This is a genomic window from Clostridium sp. LS, assembly GCF_002760435.1.
Taxonomy (GTDB): Bacteria; Bacillota; Clostridia; order Clostridiales; family Clostridiaceae; genus Clostridium.
In genome coordinates this window covers 18006-35036 of sequence record NZ_AUUU01000104.1, presented here as the reverse complement: position 1 = coordinate 35036, position 17031 = coordinate 18006, and the positions used below count along the sequence as shown (strand labels likewise).

Genomic DNA, 17031 nt, shown 5'->3' with positions numbered 1-17031 from the left:
TTATTCTCTATCCATATATTTTTCCTCCTCATATAGCATCAATAATTTTTCTGCTATATTTTTATCTAAAATTCCCAAAATCATAATTTCATCACGTCCAATTGGAATTCCTAACTGCTCTTTTGAGAAATCTTCAATATATGGTATATTTTTTTCATTACAATGCTTTATAAATTTATTTTTAGAAGCATTTGATAAATCTTTAGATATTATAAATAAATAAATTTTAGTTTTATTTCTTAAATCATCACATTTGCTATACCCTTGCAGTAAAGATCCTGATTTTTTTGCAATACTTAAGAAATTAAAGAACTTAATCATTATTAACTTCATCCTTTAGTCTTTCATAAATTTCTTCACTTATAGGTATTTCAAGATTTCTGCTAAGTCTTTTTGTTTTAAAAGACTTTTCAAGGCATTCTATGCTCTTGCAAATATATGCGCCTCTTCCAGATTTCTTACCTGTTAAATCAACACACACTTCTCCCTCAGGAGTTTTTACAACTCTTATTAATTCTTTCTTTGGTTTCATCTCCATGCAACCTGTGCACATTCTTAAAGGAATTTTCTTAACCTTCATGAAAAGCACCTCACTATTCTTGAATTTCTTCAGCTGAAACTTCTACTTCATTTGAATCATCAGTTTCAATATCTTCTAACATATCAAATTCGTTTAAATCAGTAGTTTGCTCATTTTCAATTTCTACATCTGTATTTAATATTCTTTCATCTTCTGCATCTTGTGCTTCTTTTTGAGATTTGCTCTTGATGTCAATTTTCCAGTTTGTAAGCTTAGCTGCGAGTCTAACATTTTGGCCTTCTTTTCCTATTGCAAGTGAAAGCTGATTATCATCTACTACAACTTTTGCTGATTTATTATCTTCATCAACTTCTACGCTTAAAACTTTTGCAGGACTTAAAGAATTAGCTATAAATTCTTCTGGATTTTTGCTCCATTTTATTATATCTATCTTTTCATTTTTCAGTTCATTAACTATACTTTGAACTCTAACTCCCTTAGGACCTACACAAGCTCCCATTGGATCTACTTCTTCATCATTAGAATGTACAGCTATTTTACTTCTTGAACCAGCTTCCCTTGATATGCTTTTAATTTCAACTACACCTTCAAATATTTCTGGAACTTCAAGTTCAAATAATCTCTTAACTAATCCAGGATGAGTTCTTGAAACATGTATTTGAGGACCTTTGCTTCCATTCTTAACTTCTACTATATATAGTTTTAACTTTTCATTGAATTTATATTCCTCATTTGGAATTTGTTCATTAGGCCCTATTATACCTTCCAGTTTTCCCAAATTAACAAAAACCATGCCTTTATCTTTTCTAAGAATAGTTCCTGTAATTATATCAAACTCTTTTTCCTTGTATTCGTCATATATTATGTTTCTTTCAGCTTCCTTTATTCTTTGAGTAACTACTTGTTTAGCAAGTTGAGCAGCAACTCTTCCAAAGTTTTTAGGAGTCACTTCTAAATTTATAACATCATCAACTTCGCTTTTAGGACTTATTTCTTTTGCTTCTTCTAATGAAATTTCTGTTACATCATCATACACTTCATCTACTACTGTTTTTTGAGCATATACATGAATTTCTCCAGTTTCCCTATCAATACTAACTTTTACGTTTTGTGCATTTGTGTTAGCATTAGCATAATTTTTCTTATATGCAGCAACCATTGCATCTTGAATAGTTGTAAAAAGTAAATCTTCACAAATCCCCTTTTCCTTAACTAATTCTTTAAGAGCACCTACAAACTCTTCATTCATTTTTATACCCTCCTCGTCTATATTTCCCCTTCTAAATTTGCTGACTTTATTTTATCTTTTGGAATTGTAAATTCTGTTTCTGATTCAACAACTATAAAATCTTCTGAAACATCTTTTAATATTCCTTTTATACTTTTTACTCCATTAATTGAACCAGTAAACTTAACAAACACTTCGCTTCCTATAAATCTTTTAAAGTGTTCTTCTGTATATAATCCTCTATTAAGTCCTGGTGAAGAAACTTCTAAATAATATGCCTCTTTAATTGGGTCTTCTACGTCTAAGATATCACTTACTCTTCTTGAGACTGCTTCACAATCATCTAGTGATATTCTGCCTTCTTCTTTATCTATATATATTCTTAAGTAAAACTCTCCATTTTCTTTTACGTACTCGACATAATACAACTCAAATGATAATTCTGAAATAACAGGACTAATTAATTCTTCAATCTTTTCAATTAATACATCTTTTTTCATTTTCTAACCCTCACTTTCATCTTTTAAAAACACATGCTCTAATATCATTAGCTTATGCATTTTTAAAATTTGTAATCAAAAACGCAACTATCTTAAGTTAGTTGCGTTACAAACAGAAAGAGCGGGTAATTTTCCCACTCCTTTATCCTAGCTATTAGAAATAAATCTGTATATATGATATCACATATAAATTAACATTACAAGGGATACTGGCAAATTTTAAATATCTACTAAATATTTGATAATATTTAGTCCATTTTAAAATATTTTTAATTGCATTTGAAAATTCTTAATTCTGCTTAAAAGTTCTGAATTGTGCTTCGCACTTTTTTCATCGGTGGAATGTTCTTGGTTGCACTGCGTGCTCTTTTCAGAGGCGAAATGATCTTGGTTGCACTTCGTGCTTTTTTTAATCGGTGAAATGATCTTGGTTGTGCTTCGCACTCTTTTCAGAGGTGAAATGATCCTAATTGCGCTTCGCGCTTTTTTTATCTGTGAAATGTTCTTAGTTGCGCTTCGCGCTCTTTTCAAAGGTGTATAACTTTTCGATTTCTTCCATTAGGGCATTTACTAATTCTTCTTCTTTGACTTTTCTTATTATCTCACCCTTTTTAAAAATAATTCCTTCACCTTTCCCTCCGGCAATTCCAATGTCAGCTTCTCTTGCTTCTCCTGGTCCATTAACAACGCATCCCATAACTGCAACTTTTATATCTTTTTTGTAATTTTCTAATCTTTTTTCAACTTCTTCTGCAATTTTAATTAAATTAATTTGAGTCCTGCCACAAGTAGGACATGATACAAATTCAACACCTTTTTTCTTTAATCCTAATGCTTTTAAAATTTCTGTACCAACTTTTATTTCTTCAATTGGATCAGTAGTTAATGATACTCTTATGGTATCTCCTATTCCTTCTGCAAGAAGTGTTCCTATTCCTATACTTGATTTTATTGTTCCTTTTTGAATAGTTCCTGCCTCTGTTACTCCTAAATGAAGTGGATAATCACACTTTTCGGCTATTAATCTGTAACACTCTATCATCATTTTAACATTTGATGATTTTATTGATATTACAATATCATGAAAATTTAAATCCTCTAAAATCTTAACATGTCTTAAAGCACTTTCAACTAACCCTTCAGCTGTAGGCATGCCATACTTTTCTAAAATATCTTTTTCCAATGATCCTGAATTAACCCCGATTCTTATTGGTATTTTTTTCTCACTACAAGCTTCTTTAAGGATTTTAATTTTATCTATACTTCCTATGTTGCCTGGATTTATTCTAAGGGCTGAAACACCATTTTCTATTGCCTTTAATGCTAATCTATAATCAAAATGTATATCTGCCACTACAGGAATAGGTGATTTTTTTGTTATTTCCCCTAAACTTTCTGCATCGTCCATATCTAAAACTGCACATCTTATAATGTCGCACCCTGCATCATATAATTTTCTTATTTGATTTAATGTATCTTCTACATTTTTTGTACGTGTTGTAGTCATTGATTGAACAGTGATTGGTGCATCGCCACCAACATATATATTTCCAACCTTAATTTTTCTAGATTCTCTTCTTTCCATACAATGTATCTCCTCTAATTCTCTCTAGATTAATATATTTCTTATATTATAGTAAGTCTAAAATATTTTAATTTATTTATATAATTAGCTTACTCCCATAAATCACTTTATTTGAGTAAGCTTTATTTTAACTTCAAAAATTCATAGGGAATAATATATCCTTAATAGTTACAACTATCATAAGTCCTATAAGTGCAGCAAATCCAACAAAATTCATTGCTCCAACTATCTTATCCGGAACCTTTCTTCTAGTAATAAATTCAATTAACAAAATAACACACCAACCACCATCTAATGCTGGAAAAGGTAATAAATTAAACACGGCCAAATTAACACTTAAAAAAGCGGTAAAATAAAGCAATGGCCAAATTCCTGCTTTAGCAGTTTCTGCTGACATCTTAACTATTGTAAGCGGTCCTCCCACATCAGTTTTAAGGTTTGCCTTTCCTGTAAATATCATTTTAAGTCCTGCAAAGGTTTGTGACACTAGTGATGCTGTTTTATTGAAACTTTGTTTAAAACTAGTTCCAATACTTGGCTTTTCAACAGCCTCAAACGCCACTCCTATTTTTAATTGACCATCTTCATTAACTTTCGGTGTTATAGTTAAATCTTTCTTTTCACCATTCCTATCAACGACAAAGTTTATTGGTGCTCCCTTTGATAAGTATATTTCGGTTATAATATCATCCTCTGAGAAAATTCTTGAATTTCCTACTTTAACAATTTTATCTCCTTGCTGTAATCCTGCTTCATATGCTGGTGAAGTATTATCAATTTGATTTATTGTTGTCGTTACATATCCAAAAGTATGTATAAAGAAAGTGAAAATAACTATTGCTAATACATAATTCATGAATACTCCAGCAATTATAATGCTTATTCTTCTTAGTGGGGATTTAGCTGAAAAACTTCTTTCATCCTGTACACTTTCTTCTTCTCCCATCATTTTTACATACCCACCCACAGGAAAAAGTCCTAGTGAATATTTTGTTTCTTTTCCCTGCTTTGAGAGAATTTTGGGTCCCATCCCAATAGAGAATTCTTCAACTCTTACTCCATTTAACTTTGCTAATGTAAAATGTCCTAATTCATGAACTATTATCAGTATCCCAAAAGCTAATATAGCTAAAATTATATACATATAAAAAACTTCCTTCCTAATTTATTGCCTTATCTACAACATATTCTTTAACTCTTTTATCTAGATCTATAATGTTTTCTAAAGTTAATTCTTTCTTAACTTCACCATTAAATACTTCCATGCACTTTTCAATTATCTGTGTAATATCTAAAAATTTTATTTTTTTATCCAAAAATAATTCAACCGCTGCTTCATTTGCTCCATTTAAAATAGTTGGCATAAGACCTCCTATTTTCCCTGCTCGGAATGCTAATCCTAAAGCCTTAAAAGTGTCTAAGTCCGGTTTTTCAAAAGTTAATTTAGATATTTCATAAAAATCTATTGTATCCGCAATAAGATCTTTTCTTTTTTCATAATTTAAAGCGTATTGTATTGGAAGTCTCATATCTGCTGCTCCTAATTGTGCTATCATACTTCCATCATTATACTCCACCATAGAATGTACTATACTTTGAGGATGCACAATAACCTGTATATTCTCATATTCACAATTAAAAAGCCAATAGGCTTCTATCACTTCAAGACCTTTGTTCATAAGTGTTGCAGAATCTATTGAAATTTTTCTTCCCATATTCCACTTAGGGTGCTTTAACGCATCCTCTACCCTTATATCTTGTAACTCATCAATTGTTTTCCCCCTAAAAGGACCTCCTGATGCTGTTAAGATTATTTTCTTTAATGAACTTATATCATTCCCTCTTAAGGCTTGAAATATTGCACTATGCTCTGAATCTACCGGAAATATTTTTACATTGTTTTCTTTTGCAGCCTTCATTACAATTTCTCCGGCAACAACTAAAGTTTCTTTATTTGCAAGAGCAATATCTTTTTTAGCTTCAATAGCTTTCATTGTTGGCTCTAATCCTATCATACCAACTACAGATGTCACTACTATGTCAATTTCATCTAAAGATGCTATTTTATTAAGTCCCTTTATTCCTTCATAGACTTTAATCTGTTTATTATTTTCTTTACAGTAACTTCTAATTTCATCAGCGCTCTTTAAATCCATCATTGCTATATATGCTGGATAAAATTCTTCTATTATTTCAATCACTTTCTTTACAGAAGTATTTGCACTTACGCCAATTAATCCTAGCTCTCCTTTTGATTTTCTAATTACATCTAAGGTTTGAGTTCCAATAGAACCTGTAGCCCCTAGTATGGAAATTTTCCTCATTCTTCTTCCTCCTAAAGCAAGTCACAATACGCACATAAATCAATTAACAGTTAACTGTACATTGTTAACTGTAAACTGTACTAGTCTGTGCTATAAATTATTTCTTTGGCTAAAATACTATACATTGGACCAACTAATATTCCTAAAATTCCAAAGATTTTCACTCCGATATATATAGATACTAATATAACTATAGGGTGAATATCTAATTTTTCTCCTAGAAATTTAGCTTCTAAAACTTCTCTAACTATTTGCACTAATACATACAAACATATAAGTCCAAATGCAGTAATAAATTTCTTCATTATAATATTGTATATTATAATAGGAATAAATACAATTATAGTTCCTACATAAGGCAAAATATCTAAAATCCCACAAATTACTCCAAACATAAAAAAATTAGGAACATCAAATATAAAAAAACCAACTATAATTTGTAATGTTGACATAAGAATCAGTATTCCCTCTATTCCAATCATTTGAATAAAATTATCCTTTTGATGTTTAAATTTTATTATTATTTCCTTTGGAAATAACATTGAAATGAATTCTATCATTTTCTTCCTATCTATTAATATAAAAAAGGTACAGATATTGCCTATAAAATAAGCCAAAATACCATCTCCTGTATTAACAGCACCCCTTCTTATATTTTGGTCATTAATTATTGAAATTACACTTTCCCCAACCTTAAAATTACTAAAATTTATATTCAGTGCAATAGATGCATCTTGAATAAGTTTATTTATCCATTCTAAATTCGTGTAATATAACTTCCTAATTACATAAAAAATTTCACTTCCTAAGTATATCCCAATTAGTATTATAATAATATTCACAGCTATAATACTTAAAGCACCTGCAATTTTACTTGGTATCCTTGCTTTAATCATAATTTTATATATAGGGGCGCATATTATAGTCATAATAATCATTGATAGAAATGGTTTAAAATAATACTTTACCAAAAATGTTGCTATTACTACCAAAACAAGGGATAGTAATAGTGAGAAAAGCTTCTTATATGTTTTAAAAATATTCTTCACCCCCACAAGACTTATTAATACTTTTATAATATATGCTTATATTTTTTCCTTAAAAACTCCTTAACTTAATTTACATAAAAAAAAAATTAAACTTTACATTGTTACATAAAGTTTAATTATAAATATATATTAAATTTTTACTATAAAAGTTAAGTAATAAAAAACTATTGTCGCCGAGAATATTATACTATCAAACCTATCAAGTATCCCTCCGTGCCCTGGAATTAAATTACTATAATCTTTTATACCTACATACCTTTTTATAGAAGAAGCTACCAAATCTCCTAATTGCCCAAACAAACCACACATTGTTCCGATCAAGAAATAATTATATACCGGCATAATATATACATACTTCTGCACTATAATTCCAAAAATACCAGAAAAAATTGTTGCACCTATAAGTCCGCCTATGGAGCCCTCAATAGTTTTTTTCGGTGATACTCTAGGTGAAAGTTTATGCTTTCCAAAAAACTTGCCACTATAAAAAGCAGCTGTATCCGAAAGCCATGAGCCTATAAATATAATCCAAACCAAAAATTCACCTAATGGTTTTGCATTAACTAAATAAACAAAACTAAATAAAATTCCACAATATATAAATCCCAAAAGTGTTAGTGAAACATCAATAAACGTATATTCTAAATTGATAACTGGGATTATCAATAATAAAAATGCAGCTATAACAAGAATGTACATCATAAATTCAAAATTATTATTTATCAAATAATATGTTATTAATAAAATATATCCAGCTATTTTAACTGGCTTAAAGCTTTTTTCATTTAACGCATTATAAAATTCCCAAAGTGCCATTATAGATAATGCTAATACAAACCCTTTAAGATATATTCCTCCAAGAAAAACAAATATTATAAATGGAGCAATCATAGCAGCACCTAAATATCTATTATTAGACTTCAAAATCTAACCACTCCTCTATTTAACTTTTCCAAAGCGTCTATCTCTATTTTGATAATCCGCTATTGCTCTCTTTAAATCCTTTTCCTTGAAATTTGGCCAATTTATATTAGAATACCAAAATTCTGAATAAGCACATTGCCATAACAAGAAATTACTAAGCCTTTGTTCCCCAGATGGTCTAATAATTAAATCTGGATCTGGTATACCCTTAGTATATAAATATTTTCCCACCATAGCTTCATCAATATCTTCTTCTTTTATTTTATTATTTTTTACATCTGAACTAATAAGCTTTATAGCTCTAATTATTTCATCTCGTCCACCATAGTTTAAAGCAAAATTCAGGTTTATTTTTGTATTATTTTTAGTAGTTTCTATAGCTTTTTTTAAAGATTCTTGACACTCTTTAGGCAATCTACTTATATCCCCTAAAACGTTCATTTTAACACCATTTTCATGACATTCTTTTAATTCTTTATTCAAATAAGTGACTAACAGCTTCATAATTGCTCCAACTTCATCTTTTGGTCTAGCCCAATTTTCAGTTGAAAATGCATATAATGTTAAATTTTTAACTCCTAGTCTTGTTGCTTCTTTAAGAATTATTCTAATAGTTTCCATTCCCGCCTTATGTCCAACACTTCGAGGCAAGTTCTGTTCTTTAGCCCAACGTCCATTACCATCCATTATTATAGCTATATGATTTGGTATGTTATTCATATCCAATTCAAAATCTTCATTATGTTGTTTTTTTGATTTAAATATATTTAACATATTTTCTCCCCCTAGTTAATAAAAACAACTCTATTTCCAAGCTTGATTAACATCTTAGAGAAAAAACCTGCTTTTTAGCAGGTTTTAAAATCTAAACTGACATGACCTCTTTTTCCTTTGCAGCGATTATAGAATCTATTTCCTTTACAACTGCATCAGTTTTCTTTTGAACCTCATCTTCGGCTTTCTTTATTTGGTCCTCTGATAAATCAGCATCTTTTTTTAATGCTTTTATCTTATCATTTGCAGTTTTTCTTATTGATCTTACAGCTACCTTAGCTTCTTCACCAGTTTTCTTAACATTTTTTACAAGAGCTTTTCTAGTTTCCTCAGTTAATTCTGGTATTACTAATCTAATAATCGAACCATCATTTGAAGGATTTAATCCCAAATCAGATTTTAAGATAGCTTTTTCTATTTCTTTTAAAAGAGGTTTTTCCCAAGGTGTTATCATAAGCACTCTTGGTTCTGGAGCTGAAACATTAGCCACTTGGCTAAGTGGACACATGCTGCCGTAATATTCAACTTGAATTCTATCAAGCATTGTTGGATTTGCTCTTCCTGCTTTCATTGTTGATAAATCTGACTGTAATACAGATATAGTTTTTTTCATTTTTTCTTCTGCATTTTTAATGATATCCTTAATCATGATTTTCCTCCTATTTCTTCTTTACTAATGTACCTATACTTTCTCCATACATAGCTCTCTTTATATTCCCTGGCTCATCTAATCCAAATACAAGAATTGGAATTTCATTATCCATACATAATGAGGTTGCTGTAGAATCCATTACTTGTAATCCTTGTTCTAACACCTCTATATATGATAGTGTATCATATTTTTTAGCATCTGAATACTTATGCGGATCTTTATCATAGACTCCATCAACCTTTTTAGCTAAAAGAATTACATCAGCTTCTATTTCAGCAGCTCTAAGTGCTGCAGTAGTATCTGTTGAAAAATATGGGTTTCCTGTTCCAGCAGCAAATATAACAACTCTTCCTTTTTCCAAGTGTCTCATTGCTCTTCTTCTTATGAATGGCTCTGCAATTTCCTTCATTTCTATAGCAGTTTGTACTCTTGTTTTAACGCCTACTTGTTCCAATGAATCCTGAAGTGCTAGAGCATTTATACAAGTTGCCATCATTCCCATGTAATCTGCAGTGGTTCTGTCCATTCCTTCCCCACTTCTTCCTCTCCAAATGTTTCCGCCGCCTACTACAGTCCCTACTTCAACACCCATATCAACTAATTCCTTAATTTCAAGTGCTATTCTCTTTGCAACATTAAAATCAAGTCCAAATCCATTAACACCAGCTAATGCCTCTCCTGAAAGTTTTAAAATTACTCTCTTGTATTTACAATCTGCCATTTATAATACCTCCTGAATCTTTGAGGGGTTACCACAAAACCTCTTTTAACTATATTTACTTTATTTCTTAAAAAAAGAGAACACAAAGTGTTCTCTTTGGGTTAAAACTATTTACCGATTTGTCTTGCAACTTCTTCAGCAAAGTCAACCTTTTCAACTTCGATTCCTTCTCCTCTTTCGTATCTTACGAATCTAGTTACCTTAACTGGAGAACCAACCTCTTTAGATTTTTCTTCTAAAAATTTAGTAATTGTCTTATCGCCATCTTTAACCCATGGTTGTTCTAAAAGACAAACTTCTTTGAAGTATTTTTGAATTCTTCCAATTACCATTTTTTCAACGATATTTTCTGGTTTACCTTCATTTAAAGCTTGAACTCTATAGATTTCTTTTTCTTTTTCCATAGATTCTGTATCAACATCATCTTTACCTAAGAATAATGGATTTGCTGCAGCGATTTGCATACAAACTTCTTTAGCAACTTCATCAAGAACTTCTGAATCTTTTTCGCAAGAAACTTCTACTAAAACTCCAATTCTTCCGCCACCATGGATATAGCTCTTAACTATTCCTTTTTCAACTGAGAATTTAGTAAATCTTCTTATTGTCATGTTTTCACCAAGTTTTGCTATTAATGCTTTTAAGCTTTCTGAAATTGTAGCTTCTCCGTCAAATTTTTGATTAAGAAGTTCTTCTACTGTAGCAACTGAAGTTTCAGTTACTATTTTAGCTAACTTATCAGCGAAATCAACAAATTCTTCATTTAACGCAACGAAATCTGTTTCACAGTTGAATTCAAGAACTGCTCCAGTCTTCTTATCTGCTGAAATATATGTCTTAACTACACCTTCAGCTGCAACTCTTCCTGATTTCTTAGCAGCATCTGCAAGACCTTTTTCTCTTAAAAATTCAACAGCTTTGTCAAGATCTCCTTCAGTTTCAACTAAAGCTTTTTTACAGTCCATCATTTTAGCTCCAGTCATTTCTCTTAGTTCTTTAACTAATTGTGCACTTATATTTGCCATTATTTAAATTCCTCCTCAATTGTAAAGTAATCCTTAACACTTAACAAAAGGGCAGTTGAAGTGAACCACTTACCCTTTTTTTATATAAATTTATCAAATTATTCAGCTAATTGTTCACCTTGTCTTGCTTCTATTATAGCGTCAGCCATTTTTGCAGTTATTAATTTAACAGCTCTGATAGCATCATCATTACCTGGTATTACATAATCAACTTCTTCAGGGTCACAGTTAGTATCTACGATAGCAACTACTGGTATTCCTAAAATTCTTGCTTCTAAAATAGCATTCTTTTCTTTTCTTGGATCAACAATAAACATTGCTCCAACATTTGAAGCATCTAAGTTTCTGATACCACCAAGATTCTTTTGAAGTTTTTCCATTTCTCCTTTAAGTTTAATAACTTCTTTCTTTGGAAGAACATCAAAAGTTCCGTCTTCTTGCATTTTTTCGATTTGTTCTAATTTTCTTATTCTACCTCTAATTGTAGAGAAGTTTGTTAACATTCCACCTAACCATCTGTTATTAACGAAATGCATGTTACTTCTGATTGCTTCTTCTTCAATAGCTTCTTGAGCTTGCTTTTTAGTTCCAACAAAAAGTATATCTTTACCTTCTTCAGAAACTTGCTTAATAAAGTTGTAAGCTTCTTCTGCTTTTTTAACTGTTTTTTGAAGATCTATGATATAGATTCCGTTTCTTTCTGTGAAGATATAAGGAGCCATCTTAGGGTTCCATCTTCTAGTTTGGTGTCCGAAATGTACACCTGCTTCTAATAATTGTTTCATTGATATTACTGACATTTTGTTACCTCCTTGGTTTTTACCTCCACTATCTTCAGCTAATAGATTTCCCTCAGAAAAGGGCACCTAACCTATAAATTGGATAGTGTGTGTATTTCTTACCTTAAGTAGTATATCATAAGGTATTTAACGTATCAACAAAAATTTTTTAAATTAGACACGTAAAAAACTAAAACTTTATAAATACCTCTAAGATTTTCTTTTAAAACGGCTTATTATAGACAAGTGATTTAATGTTTTTTAAATAATATGATATAAAGTTATTAATTATATTTAAATTGCTTAGATATTAATTCTTTTTAAAGTTTTATCAAAGAAATTAAATTTTATACATTTAACAGTAAATTCTTTTATCCCGACAGATAAATTAAGAACAAAGTTACTGCGCACGTTTCAATTGACAGTTGTTAATTAGTGAATAATTAATAATAATGATTAAGGTAGAAAAGCCTTCGGCTTTTCAAAGATAAAATCTTTAAGAAATTACGGAGTAAAAAGTGAGAATCGAAAAGTGAATGTCCAAAAAGTGAGAATCGAAATTTTATATTTCGTTCCTCGAACTTTCTCCTTGGAGCTTCCCCCTTAATTATTCATTATTCATTTTTCATCAGTCATCTTCCCTCATCTAAACCTCACTAACTTTTCCCTCTTTAAATATTGTATATATCCTTAGTTATAAATAAAAATAGCTATAGAGTAATTTACCCAATAGCTATTTTTATTATTTAATCTTTTTTAATTCTTCTATTAATTTTTCATTTAGTATTCGAATATAAGTACCTTTCATACCAAGGGATCTAGATTCAATTACACCAGCGCTTTCAAATTTTCTTAATGCATTTACTATAACACTTCTAGTTATTCCTACTTTATCTGCTATCTTTGAAGCTACTAGCAATCCTTCATTTCCATTTAACTCATCAAATATATGCTCAACTGCTTCTAATTCTGAATATGAAAGTGTTCCTATAGCAAGTTGTACTACTGCCTTTTTCCTTGCCTCTTCTGCAATTTCATCTTGCATAGCTCTAAGCATTTCCATACCGACAATAGTTGCACTATATTCTACTAATACTAAGTCCTCATCAGTAAATGAATAGCCAAACCTTGCCAATATTAATGTTCCAAGTCTTTCTCTGCTTCCAATAATCGGAACTATTGTTGATAGCTTATCTACCTTCTTGCATCTACCAATTTCTTGAAACACACATCTTCCTTCATTGGGAAGATTTGCTAGAGTATCGTTAACATCTAATAACGACTTATTATAATCTTCAGGGAATTTCTTATCCTCTATTACCTTCTTTTTCATAGCGTCACATTCAAAATCTTTACCAAAAGTATAACCAAGCACTTTCCCTTTTTTACTGATTATGTAGACATTACAATCAAGAACCTCACTTAATAATGTACATATATCTTGAAATGCTACAGGTTCTGTACCAGACTTCTGCAGAATTTTATTTAACATTCTAGTTTTGCTTAATAATGATGACATATTATTATCCTCCTTGGCAACCGCATAACAACATTTATTAGTTAAATGAAAATATAATTATTAGAAAATTCATAATTTATTGAATTTTTCTACAAGTTGCTATTAAGACTAGTGTATCATATAAAATTCTGCTTTTCAACACTCTTTTATTCCAATTCGACAAATAATGTTAACATTATTTATACTATTTCAAAATTTTAATGTTTATTCCTCTTCTTTGGCATCTTTTTTCAGTTCTTCTTTGTAATTACATTCACTATTAGAACATTGAATATAGTTGCCTTTTGATTTTGAATATTTTAATACCATGTATGAATTACAATTAGGACACTTTTCTTTTACAGGTTCATGCCAGCTGACAAACTTACACTCTGGATAACCTACACACCCAAAGAATTTTTTCCCTTTTTTGCTCTTCTTTGCAACAATAGCCTTACCACATTCTGGACAAGGTACATCCAATTCCTCAACTATAGGTTTAGCATTTTTGCATTCCGGATATCCAGGACATGCCAAGAATTCTCCATACCTTCCCCTTTTGATAACCATCATGCGACCACATTTCTCACATTTTACATCACTGACTTTATCCTCAATTACAACTTTTGATATTTCTTTTTCAGCTTTTTCTATCGCAACCTTTAGTGGAGTGAAAAATTCCTCAACTATTTGAGTCCAGTTCTCAGTTCCTTCTTCAACATTATCAAGTTTTCTCTCCATGTCTGCAGTAAAGTCAATATCAACTATTTGCTTAAAATACTCACTTACTATATTATTTACTATTTCACCAAGTTCAGTTGGAATTAAATTTTTCTTCTCTCTCACAACATAATTTCGGCTAAGCAAAGTTGAAATTGTGGGTACATAAGTACTTGGCCTTCCTATGCCTTTTTCTTCTAATAATTTAACAAAAGATGCCTCTGTATATCTAGGTGCTGGTTGGGTAAAATGTTGAGTTCCTTGAAGAGAGTCTACATTAAGTTCTTCATTCTCTTCTAATTCAGGTAATAATACTGAATTTTCATCATCTTCGTTGGAATACTCATATATTTTCATAAAACCATCAAAAGCAATTACTGATCCTGATGCCTTAAATTTATATTCACCATTTATAATGTCTATTGAATTTGTGTTCAGTTCACACGATGCCATTTGACTAGCTATAAATCTATTCCATATTAGCGAATATAATTTATATTGCTCAGCTGTTAAATTTTCCTTTGCTACTTCTGGAGTAATTTCCACATAAGTAGGCCTTATTGCCTCATGGGCATCTTGAATATTCTTTTTACCTTTATATATTCTAGGAGCGCTTGGTAAATACTCTTTTCCGTAAGTGCTTTCAATAAACTCTTTAGCTCTTTCTTGAGCCTCTTGAGAAATTCTTACTGAATCTGTTCTCATATAGGTTATTAGACCTATAGTTCCATGTCCTTTAATTTCAACACCTTCGTAAAGTCCTTGAGCAATAGACATAGTTCTTTTAGTCATAAAGTTTAATTTTCTATTTGCATCTTGTTGAAGTGTGCTTGTTGTAAAAGGCGGAAGGGGATTTCTATTCTTCTTTCCCTTTTTTATTGCTTTCACAATAAACTGCCCATCATTTAATTGTTCAATTATATTATTTGAAGTTTCTTCATTTTCAACTTCAATTTTCTTACCTTTATAAGTTGAAAGCCTTACAGGAAATTTCTTTTTCTCTTTCTTTAATACGCAGTCTATAGACCAATACTCTTTAGGGATAAACTCGTTTATTTCTTTTTCCCTATCACAGATTAATTTCAAAGCCGCTGATTGAACTCTTCCTGCACTTAGTCCCCATTTTACATTTCTCCATAAAATTGGACTTATTTCATATCCAACAAGTCTGTCTAACACTCTTCTTGCTTGTTGTGCATCAACTAAATCAAAATCTATTTTCCTTGCTTCTTTTATAGATGCCTTTACAGCAGTTTTAGTAACCTCATTAAAGACAATTCTACAGGTTTCATCTTCTGAAATTTTTAAAATATTAGCCAAATGCCACGAAATAGCTTCTCCTTCTCTATCAGGGTCCGTAGCTAAATAGATTTTTTCAGCCTTTTTTGCGGCTTTTCTTAACTTATCTATTAATTCTCCCTTTCCCCTGATGGTTATATACTTCGGAGTATAATTATTTTCTATGTCAACACCTAATGTACTCTTAGGTAAATCTCTTACATGCCCCATTGATGCTTCTACAATATAATTTTTCCCAAGATATTTGCCGATTGTTTTAGCTTTTGCCGGCGATTCAACAATTACAAGTTTTTGACCCATAGCACAAACTTCATAAAAATTTATGAAGTATTCACCCCCTACACATTTTTAGATTGTTTTCACATAGTAATTCCCTGGTAAACAAATTATTTCACTCTTTATTTGCATCTCAAATAATAGTGCATAAAGAGCCCCTCTATCAACAGACGTATTCTTAAAAATATCATCTATGTGAATTGGCGAATCTGTTATTAATTCTAATATTTCACTTTTCTCAGGTGTAAAGTTCATAGGTTTAATATTAATACGTTCTAAACTAAGCAAAACTCTTAAGTCTTCTACATCTGTACAGATGCTGGCACCATCTCTAATTAATTTATTAGAGCCGCTTGCTCCACAGTACAATATTGAGCCTGGAACAACAATTACGCTTTTTTGTTGTTTTTGAGCAAGTCTTGCTGTAATTAATGATCCACTTTTTTCAGAAGCTTCTATTACTATTATTCCATCACTAAGCCCACTAATTATCCTATTTCTTTTAGGAAAATTTTCTCTTAGAGGAGCTGTACCAAGTAAAAATTCAGAAATCACTACGCCTTTTTCTGCTATTTTGGAAAACAAAGCTTTATTTTCTGCTGGATACGCAATATCTATACCACAACCTAATACTGATATGTTATATCCTCCGTTCTCTAAAGCAGTTTTATGTGCAACAGAATCTATACCTCTTGCACCTCCGCTTATAAGCGTTATATTATTAGTAATAAGCTCCTTTGTCAAGAGTTTTGTTACAGTTAGTCCATAATTTGAGCATTTTCTTGCCCCCACCACTCCAATAGATTTATTATTTATAACGTCTATATTTCCTATATAAAACAGAAAAAATGGTGTTTCTAAAATTCCACTCAATTTCTCTCTATATAAAGGATTAGCGTATGTTATATAACCTATATTTCTTCTTGCTAATGTCTTTTCTAAATTTAAAACTTCATGGTACAAAGATTCCTTTTGAAAATTTTTTAATTTTTTAGATATCATTTTATTTTCTTTCAAAATTTCCTCAAAATTATTATATACATTTTCTGCAGTTTTATATTTATTTATTAACTTTATTTTTTGAAAATTAGTTACATTCAAAAGTATTAACCATAAATCATAGTTCATAAATAGAT

Annotated in this window: 17 protein-coding genes; all 17 read right to left on the bottom strand. The window is 30.5% G+C overall.

What is annotated here, in order from left to right; translation table 11 throughout:
* A complete protein-coding gene (locus tag COL3_RS20910) occupies positions 1 to 321 on the bottom strand; it encodes a 50S ribosomal protein L7ae-like protein (RefSeq protein WP_008424762.1) in 321 nt (106 codons plus the stop codon).
* Positions 314 to 580 carry a YlxR family protein gene (locus COL3_RS20905; protein ID WP_008424763.1) on the bottom strand — a complete coding sequence of 89 codons (267 nt, stop codon included), beginning with the start codon at positions 578 to 580 and terminating at the stop codon, positions 314 to 316. Before COL3_RS20905 ends, COL3_RS20910 begins: the two co-directional genes overlap by 8 nt.
* A gap of 13 nt (positions 581 to 593) precedes the next feature.
* Positions 594 to 1790 carry a transcription termination factor NusA gene (gene nusA / locus COL3_RS20900; RefSeq protein ID WP_008424764.1) on the bottom strand — a complete coding sequence of 399 codons (1197 nt, stop codon included), beginning with the start codon at positions 1788 to 1790 and terminating at the stop codon, positions 594 to 596.
* A gap of 17 nt (positions 1791 to 1807) precedes the next feature.
* On the bottom strand, positions 1808 to 2269 hold the full coding sequence (gene rimP / locus COL3_RS20895; protein ID WP_008424765.1) for a ribosome maturation factor RimP: 462 nt from the start codon (positions 2267 to 2269) through the stop codon (positions 1808 to 1810).
* 505 nt (positions 2270 to 2774) lie between these two features.
* Positions 2775 to 3854, bottom strand: a complete 1080-nt coding sequence (ispG, locus tag COL3_RS20890) for a flavodoxin-dependent (E)-4-hydroxy-3-methylbut-2-enyl-diphosphate synthase (protein WP_008424766.1) — start codon at positions 3852 to 3854, stop codon at positions 2775 to 2777.
* 133 nt (positions 3855 to 3987) lie between these two features.
* Positions 3988 to 4998 (bottom strand): RIP metalloprotease RseP, encoded by a 1011-nt coding sequence (rseP, locus tag COL3_RS20885; protein ID WP_008424767.1) that lies wholly within the window; start codon positions 4996 to 4998, stop codon positions 3988 to 3990.
* A 16-nt stretch (positions 4999 to 5014) separates the two neighbouring features.
* The gene (gene dxr, locus COL3_RS20880; RefSeq protein WP_008424768.1) at positions 5015 to 6178 is read right to left on the bottom strand and encodes a 1-deoxy-D-xylulose-5-phosphate reductoisomerase; all 1164 of its coding nucleotides are present in this window, start codon (positions 6176 to 6178) and stop codon (positions 5015 to 5017) included.
* A gap of 80 nt (positions 6179 to 6258) precedes the next feature.
* Entirely contained in the window at positions 6259 to 7227 is a 969-nt protein-coding gene (locus COL3_RS20875; RefSeq protein WP_035283562.1) for an AI-2E family transporter, read from the bottom strand.
* A gap of 129 nt (positions 7228 to 7356) precedes the next feature.
* A complete protein-coding gene (locus tag COL3_RS20870) occupies positions 7357 to 8151 on the bottom strand; it encodes a phosphatidate cytidylyltransferase (protein WP_008424770.1) in 795 nt (264 codons plus the stop codon).
* Positions 8152 to 8166: 15 nt separating this feature from the next.
* Positions 8167 to 8925, bottom strand: a complete 759-nt coding sequence (locus tag COL3_RS20865) for an isoprenyl transferase (protein WP_008424771.1) — start codon at positions 8923 to 8925, stop codon at positions 8167 to 8169.
* A 91-nt stretch (positions 8926 to 9016) separates the two neighbouring features.
* Positions 9017 to 9574 carry a ribosome recycling factor gene (gene frr / locus COL3_RS20860; RefSeq protein WP_008424773.1) on the bottom strand — a complete coding sequence of 186 codons (558 nt, stop codon included), beginning with the start codon at positions 9572 to 9574 and terminating at the stop codon, positions 9017 to 9019.
* A gap of 10 nt (positions 9575 to 9584) precedes the next feature.
* On the bottom strand, positions 9585 to 10298 hold the full coding sequence (gene pyrH / locus COL3_RS20855) for a UMP kinase (RefSeq protein WP_008424775.1): 714 nt from the start codon (positions 10296 to 10298) through the stop codon (positions 9585 to 9587).
* Positions 10299 to 10405: 107 nt separating this feature from the next.
* Positions 10406 to 11323: a translation elongation factor Ts gene (gene tsf / locus COL3_RS20850; protein ID WP_008424777.1), complete on the bottom strand. Its 918-nt coding sequence runs from the start codon at positions 11321 to 11323 to the stop codon at positions 10406 to 10408.
* 98 nt (positions 11324 to 11421) lie between these two features.
* Positions 11422 to 12123: a 30S ribosomal protein S2 gene (gene rpsB, locus COL3_RS20845; protein WP_008424778.1), complete on the bottom strand. Its 702-nt coding sequence runs from the start codon at positions 12121 to 12123 to the stop codon at positions 11422 to 11424.
* Between the two features lie 721 nt (positions 12124 to 12844).
* Positions 12845 to 13621, bottom strand: coding sequence for a GTP-sensing pleiotropic transcriptional regulator CodY (gene codY / locus COL3_RS20840; protein ID WP_008424781.1), 777 nt, complete (start codon positions 13619 to 13621; stop codon positions 12845 to 12847).
* Positions 13622 to 13825: 204 nt separating this feature from the next.
* A complete protein-coding gene (gene topA / locus COL3_RS20835; protein WP_008424783.1) occupies positions 13826 to 15919 on the bottom strand; it encodes a type I DNA topoisomerase in 2094 nt (697 codons plus the stop codon).
* A 48-nt stretch (positions 15920 to 15967) separates the two neighbouring features.
* Entirely contained in the window at positions 15968 to 17023 is a 1056-nt protein-coding gene (dprA, locus tag COL3_RS20830) for a DNA-processing protein DprA (RefSeq protein ID WP_008424785.1), read from the bottom strand.
* Positions 17024 to 17031 lie beyond the last annotated feature (8 nt).

Bases quoted from the DNA above. Each gene is read 5' to 3' on its own strand.
- COL3_RS20905 (WP_008424763.1), bottom strand. From the start codon at position 580: ATGAAGGTTAAGAAAATTCCTTTAAGAATGTGCACAGGTTGCATGGAG.
- frr (WP_008424773.1), bottom strand. From the start codon at position 9,574: ATGATTAAGGATATCATTAAAAATGCAGAAGAAAAAATGAAAAAAACT.
- rseP (WP_008424767.1), bottom strand. From the start codon at position 4,998: ATGTATATAATTTTAGCTATATTAGCTTTTGGGATACTGATAATAGTT.
- codY (WP_008424781.1), bottom strand. From the start codon at position 13,621: ATGTCATCATTATTAAGCAAAACTAGAATGTTAAATAAAATTCTGCAG.
- COL3_RS20865 (WP_008424771.1), bottom strand. From the start codon at position 8,925: ATGTTAAATATATTTAAATCAAAAAAACAACATAATGAAGATTTTGAA.
- ispG (WP_008424766.1), bottom strand. From the start codon at position 3,854: ATGGAAAGAAGAGAATCTAGAAAAATTAAGGTTGGAAATATATATGTT.
- COL3_RS20910 (WP_008424762.1), bottom strand. From the start codon at position 321: ATGATTAAGTTCTTTAATTTCTTAAGTATTGCAAAAAAATCAGGATCT.
- nusA (WP_008424764.1), bottom strand. From the start codon at position 1,790: ATGAATGAAGAGTTTGTAGGTGCTCTTAAAGAATTAGTTAAGGAAAAG.
- dprA (WP_008424785.1), bottom strand. From the start codon at position 17,023: ATGAACTATGATTTATGGTTAATACTTTTGAATGTAACTAATTTTCAA.
- topA (WP_008424783.1), bottom strand. From the start codon at position 15,919: ATGGGTCAAAAACTTGTAATTGTTGAATCGCCGGCAAAAGCTAAAACA.
- pyrH (WP_008424775.1), bottom strand. From the start codon at position 10,298: ATGGCAGATTGTAAATACAAGAGAGTAATTTTAAAACTTTCAGGAGAG.
- rpsB (WP_008424778.1), bottom strand. From the start codon at position 12,123: ATGTCAGTAATATCAATGAAACAATTATTAGAAGCAGGTGTACATTTC.
- tsf (WP_008424777.1), bottom strand. From the start codon at position 11,323: ATGGCAAATATAAGTGCACAATTAGTTAAAGAACTAAGAGAAATGACT.
- rimP (WP_008424765.1), bottom strand. From the start codon at position 2,269: ATGAAAAAAGATGTATTAATTGAAAAGATTGAAGAATTAATTAGTCCT.
- dxr (WP_008424768.1), bottom strand. From the start codon at position 6,178: ATGAGGAAAATTTCCATACTAGGGGCTACAGGTTCTATTGGAACTCAA.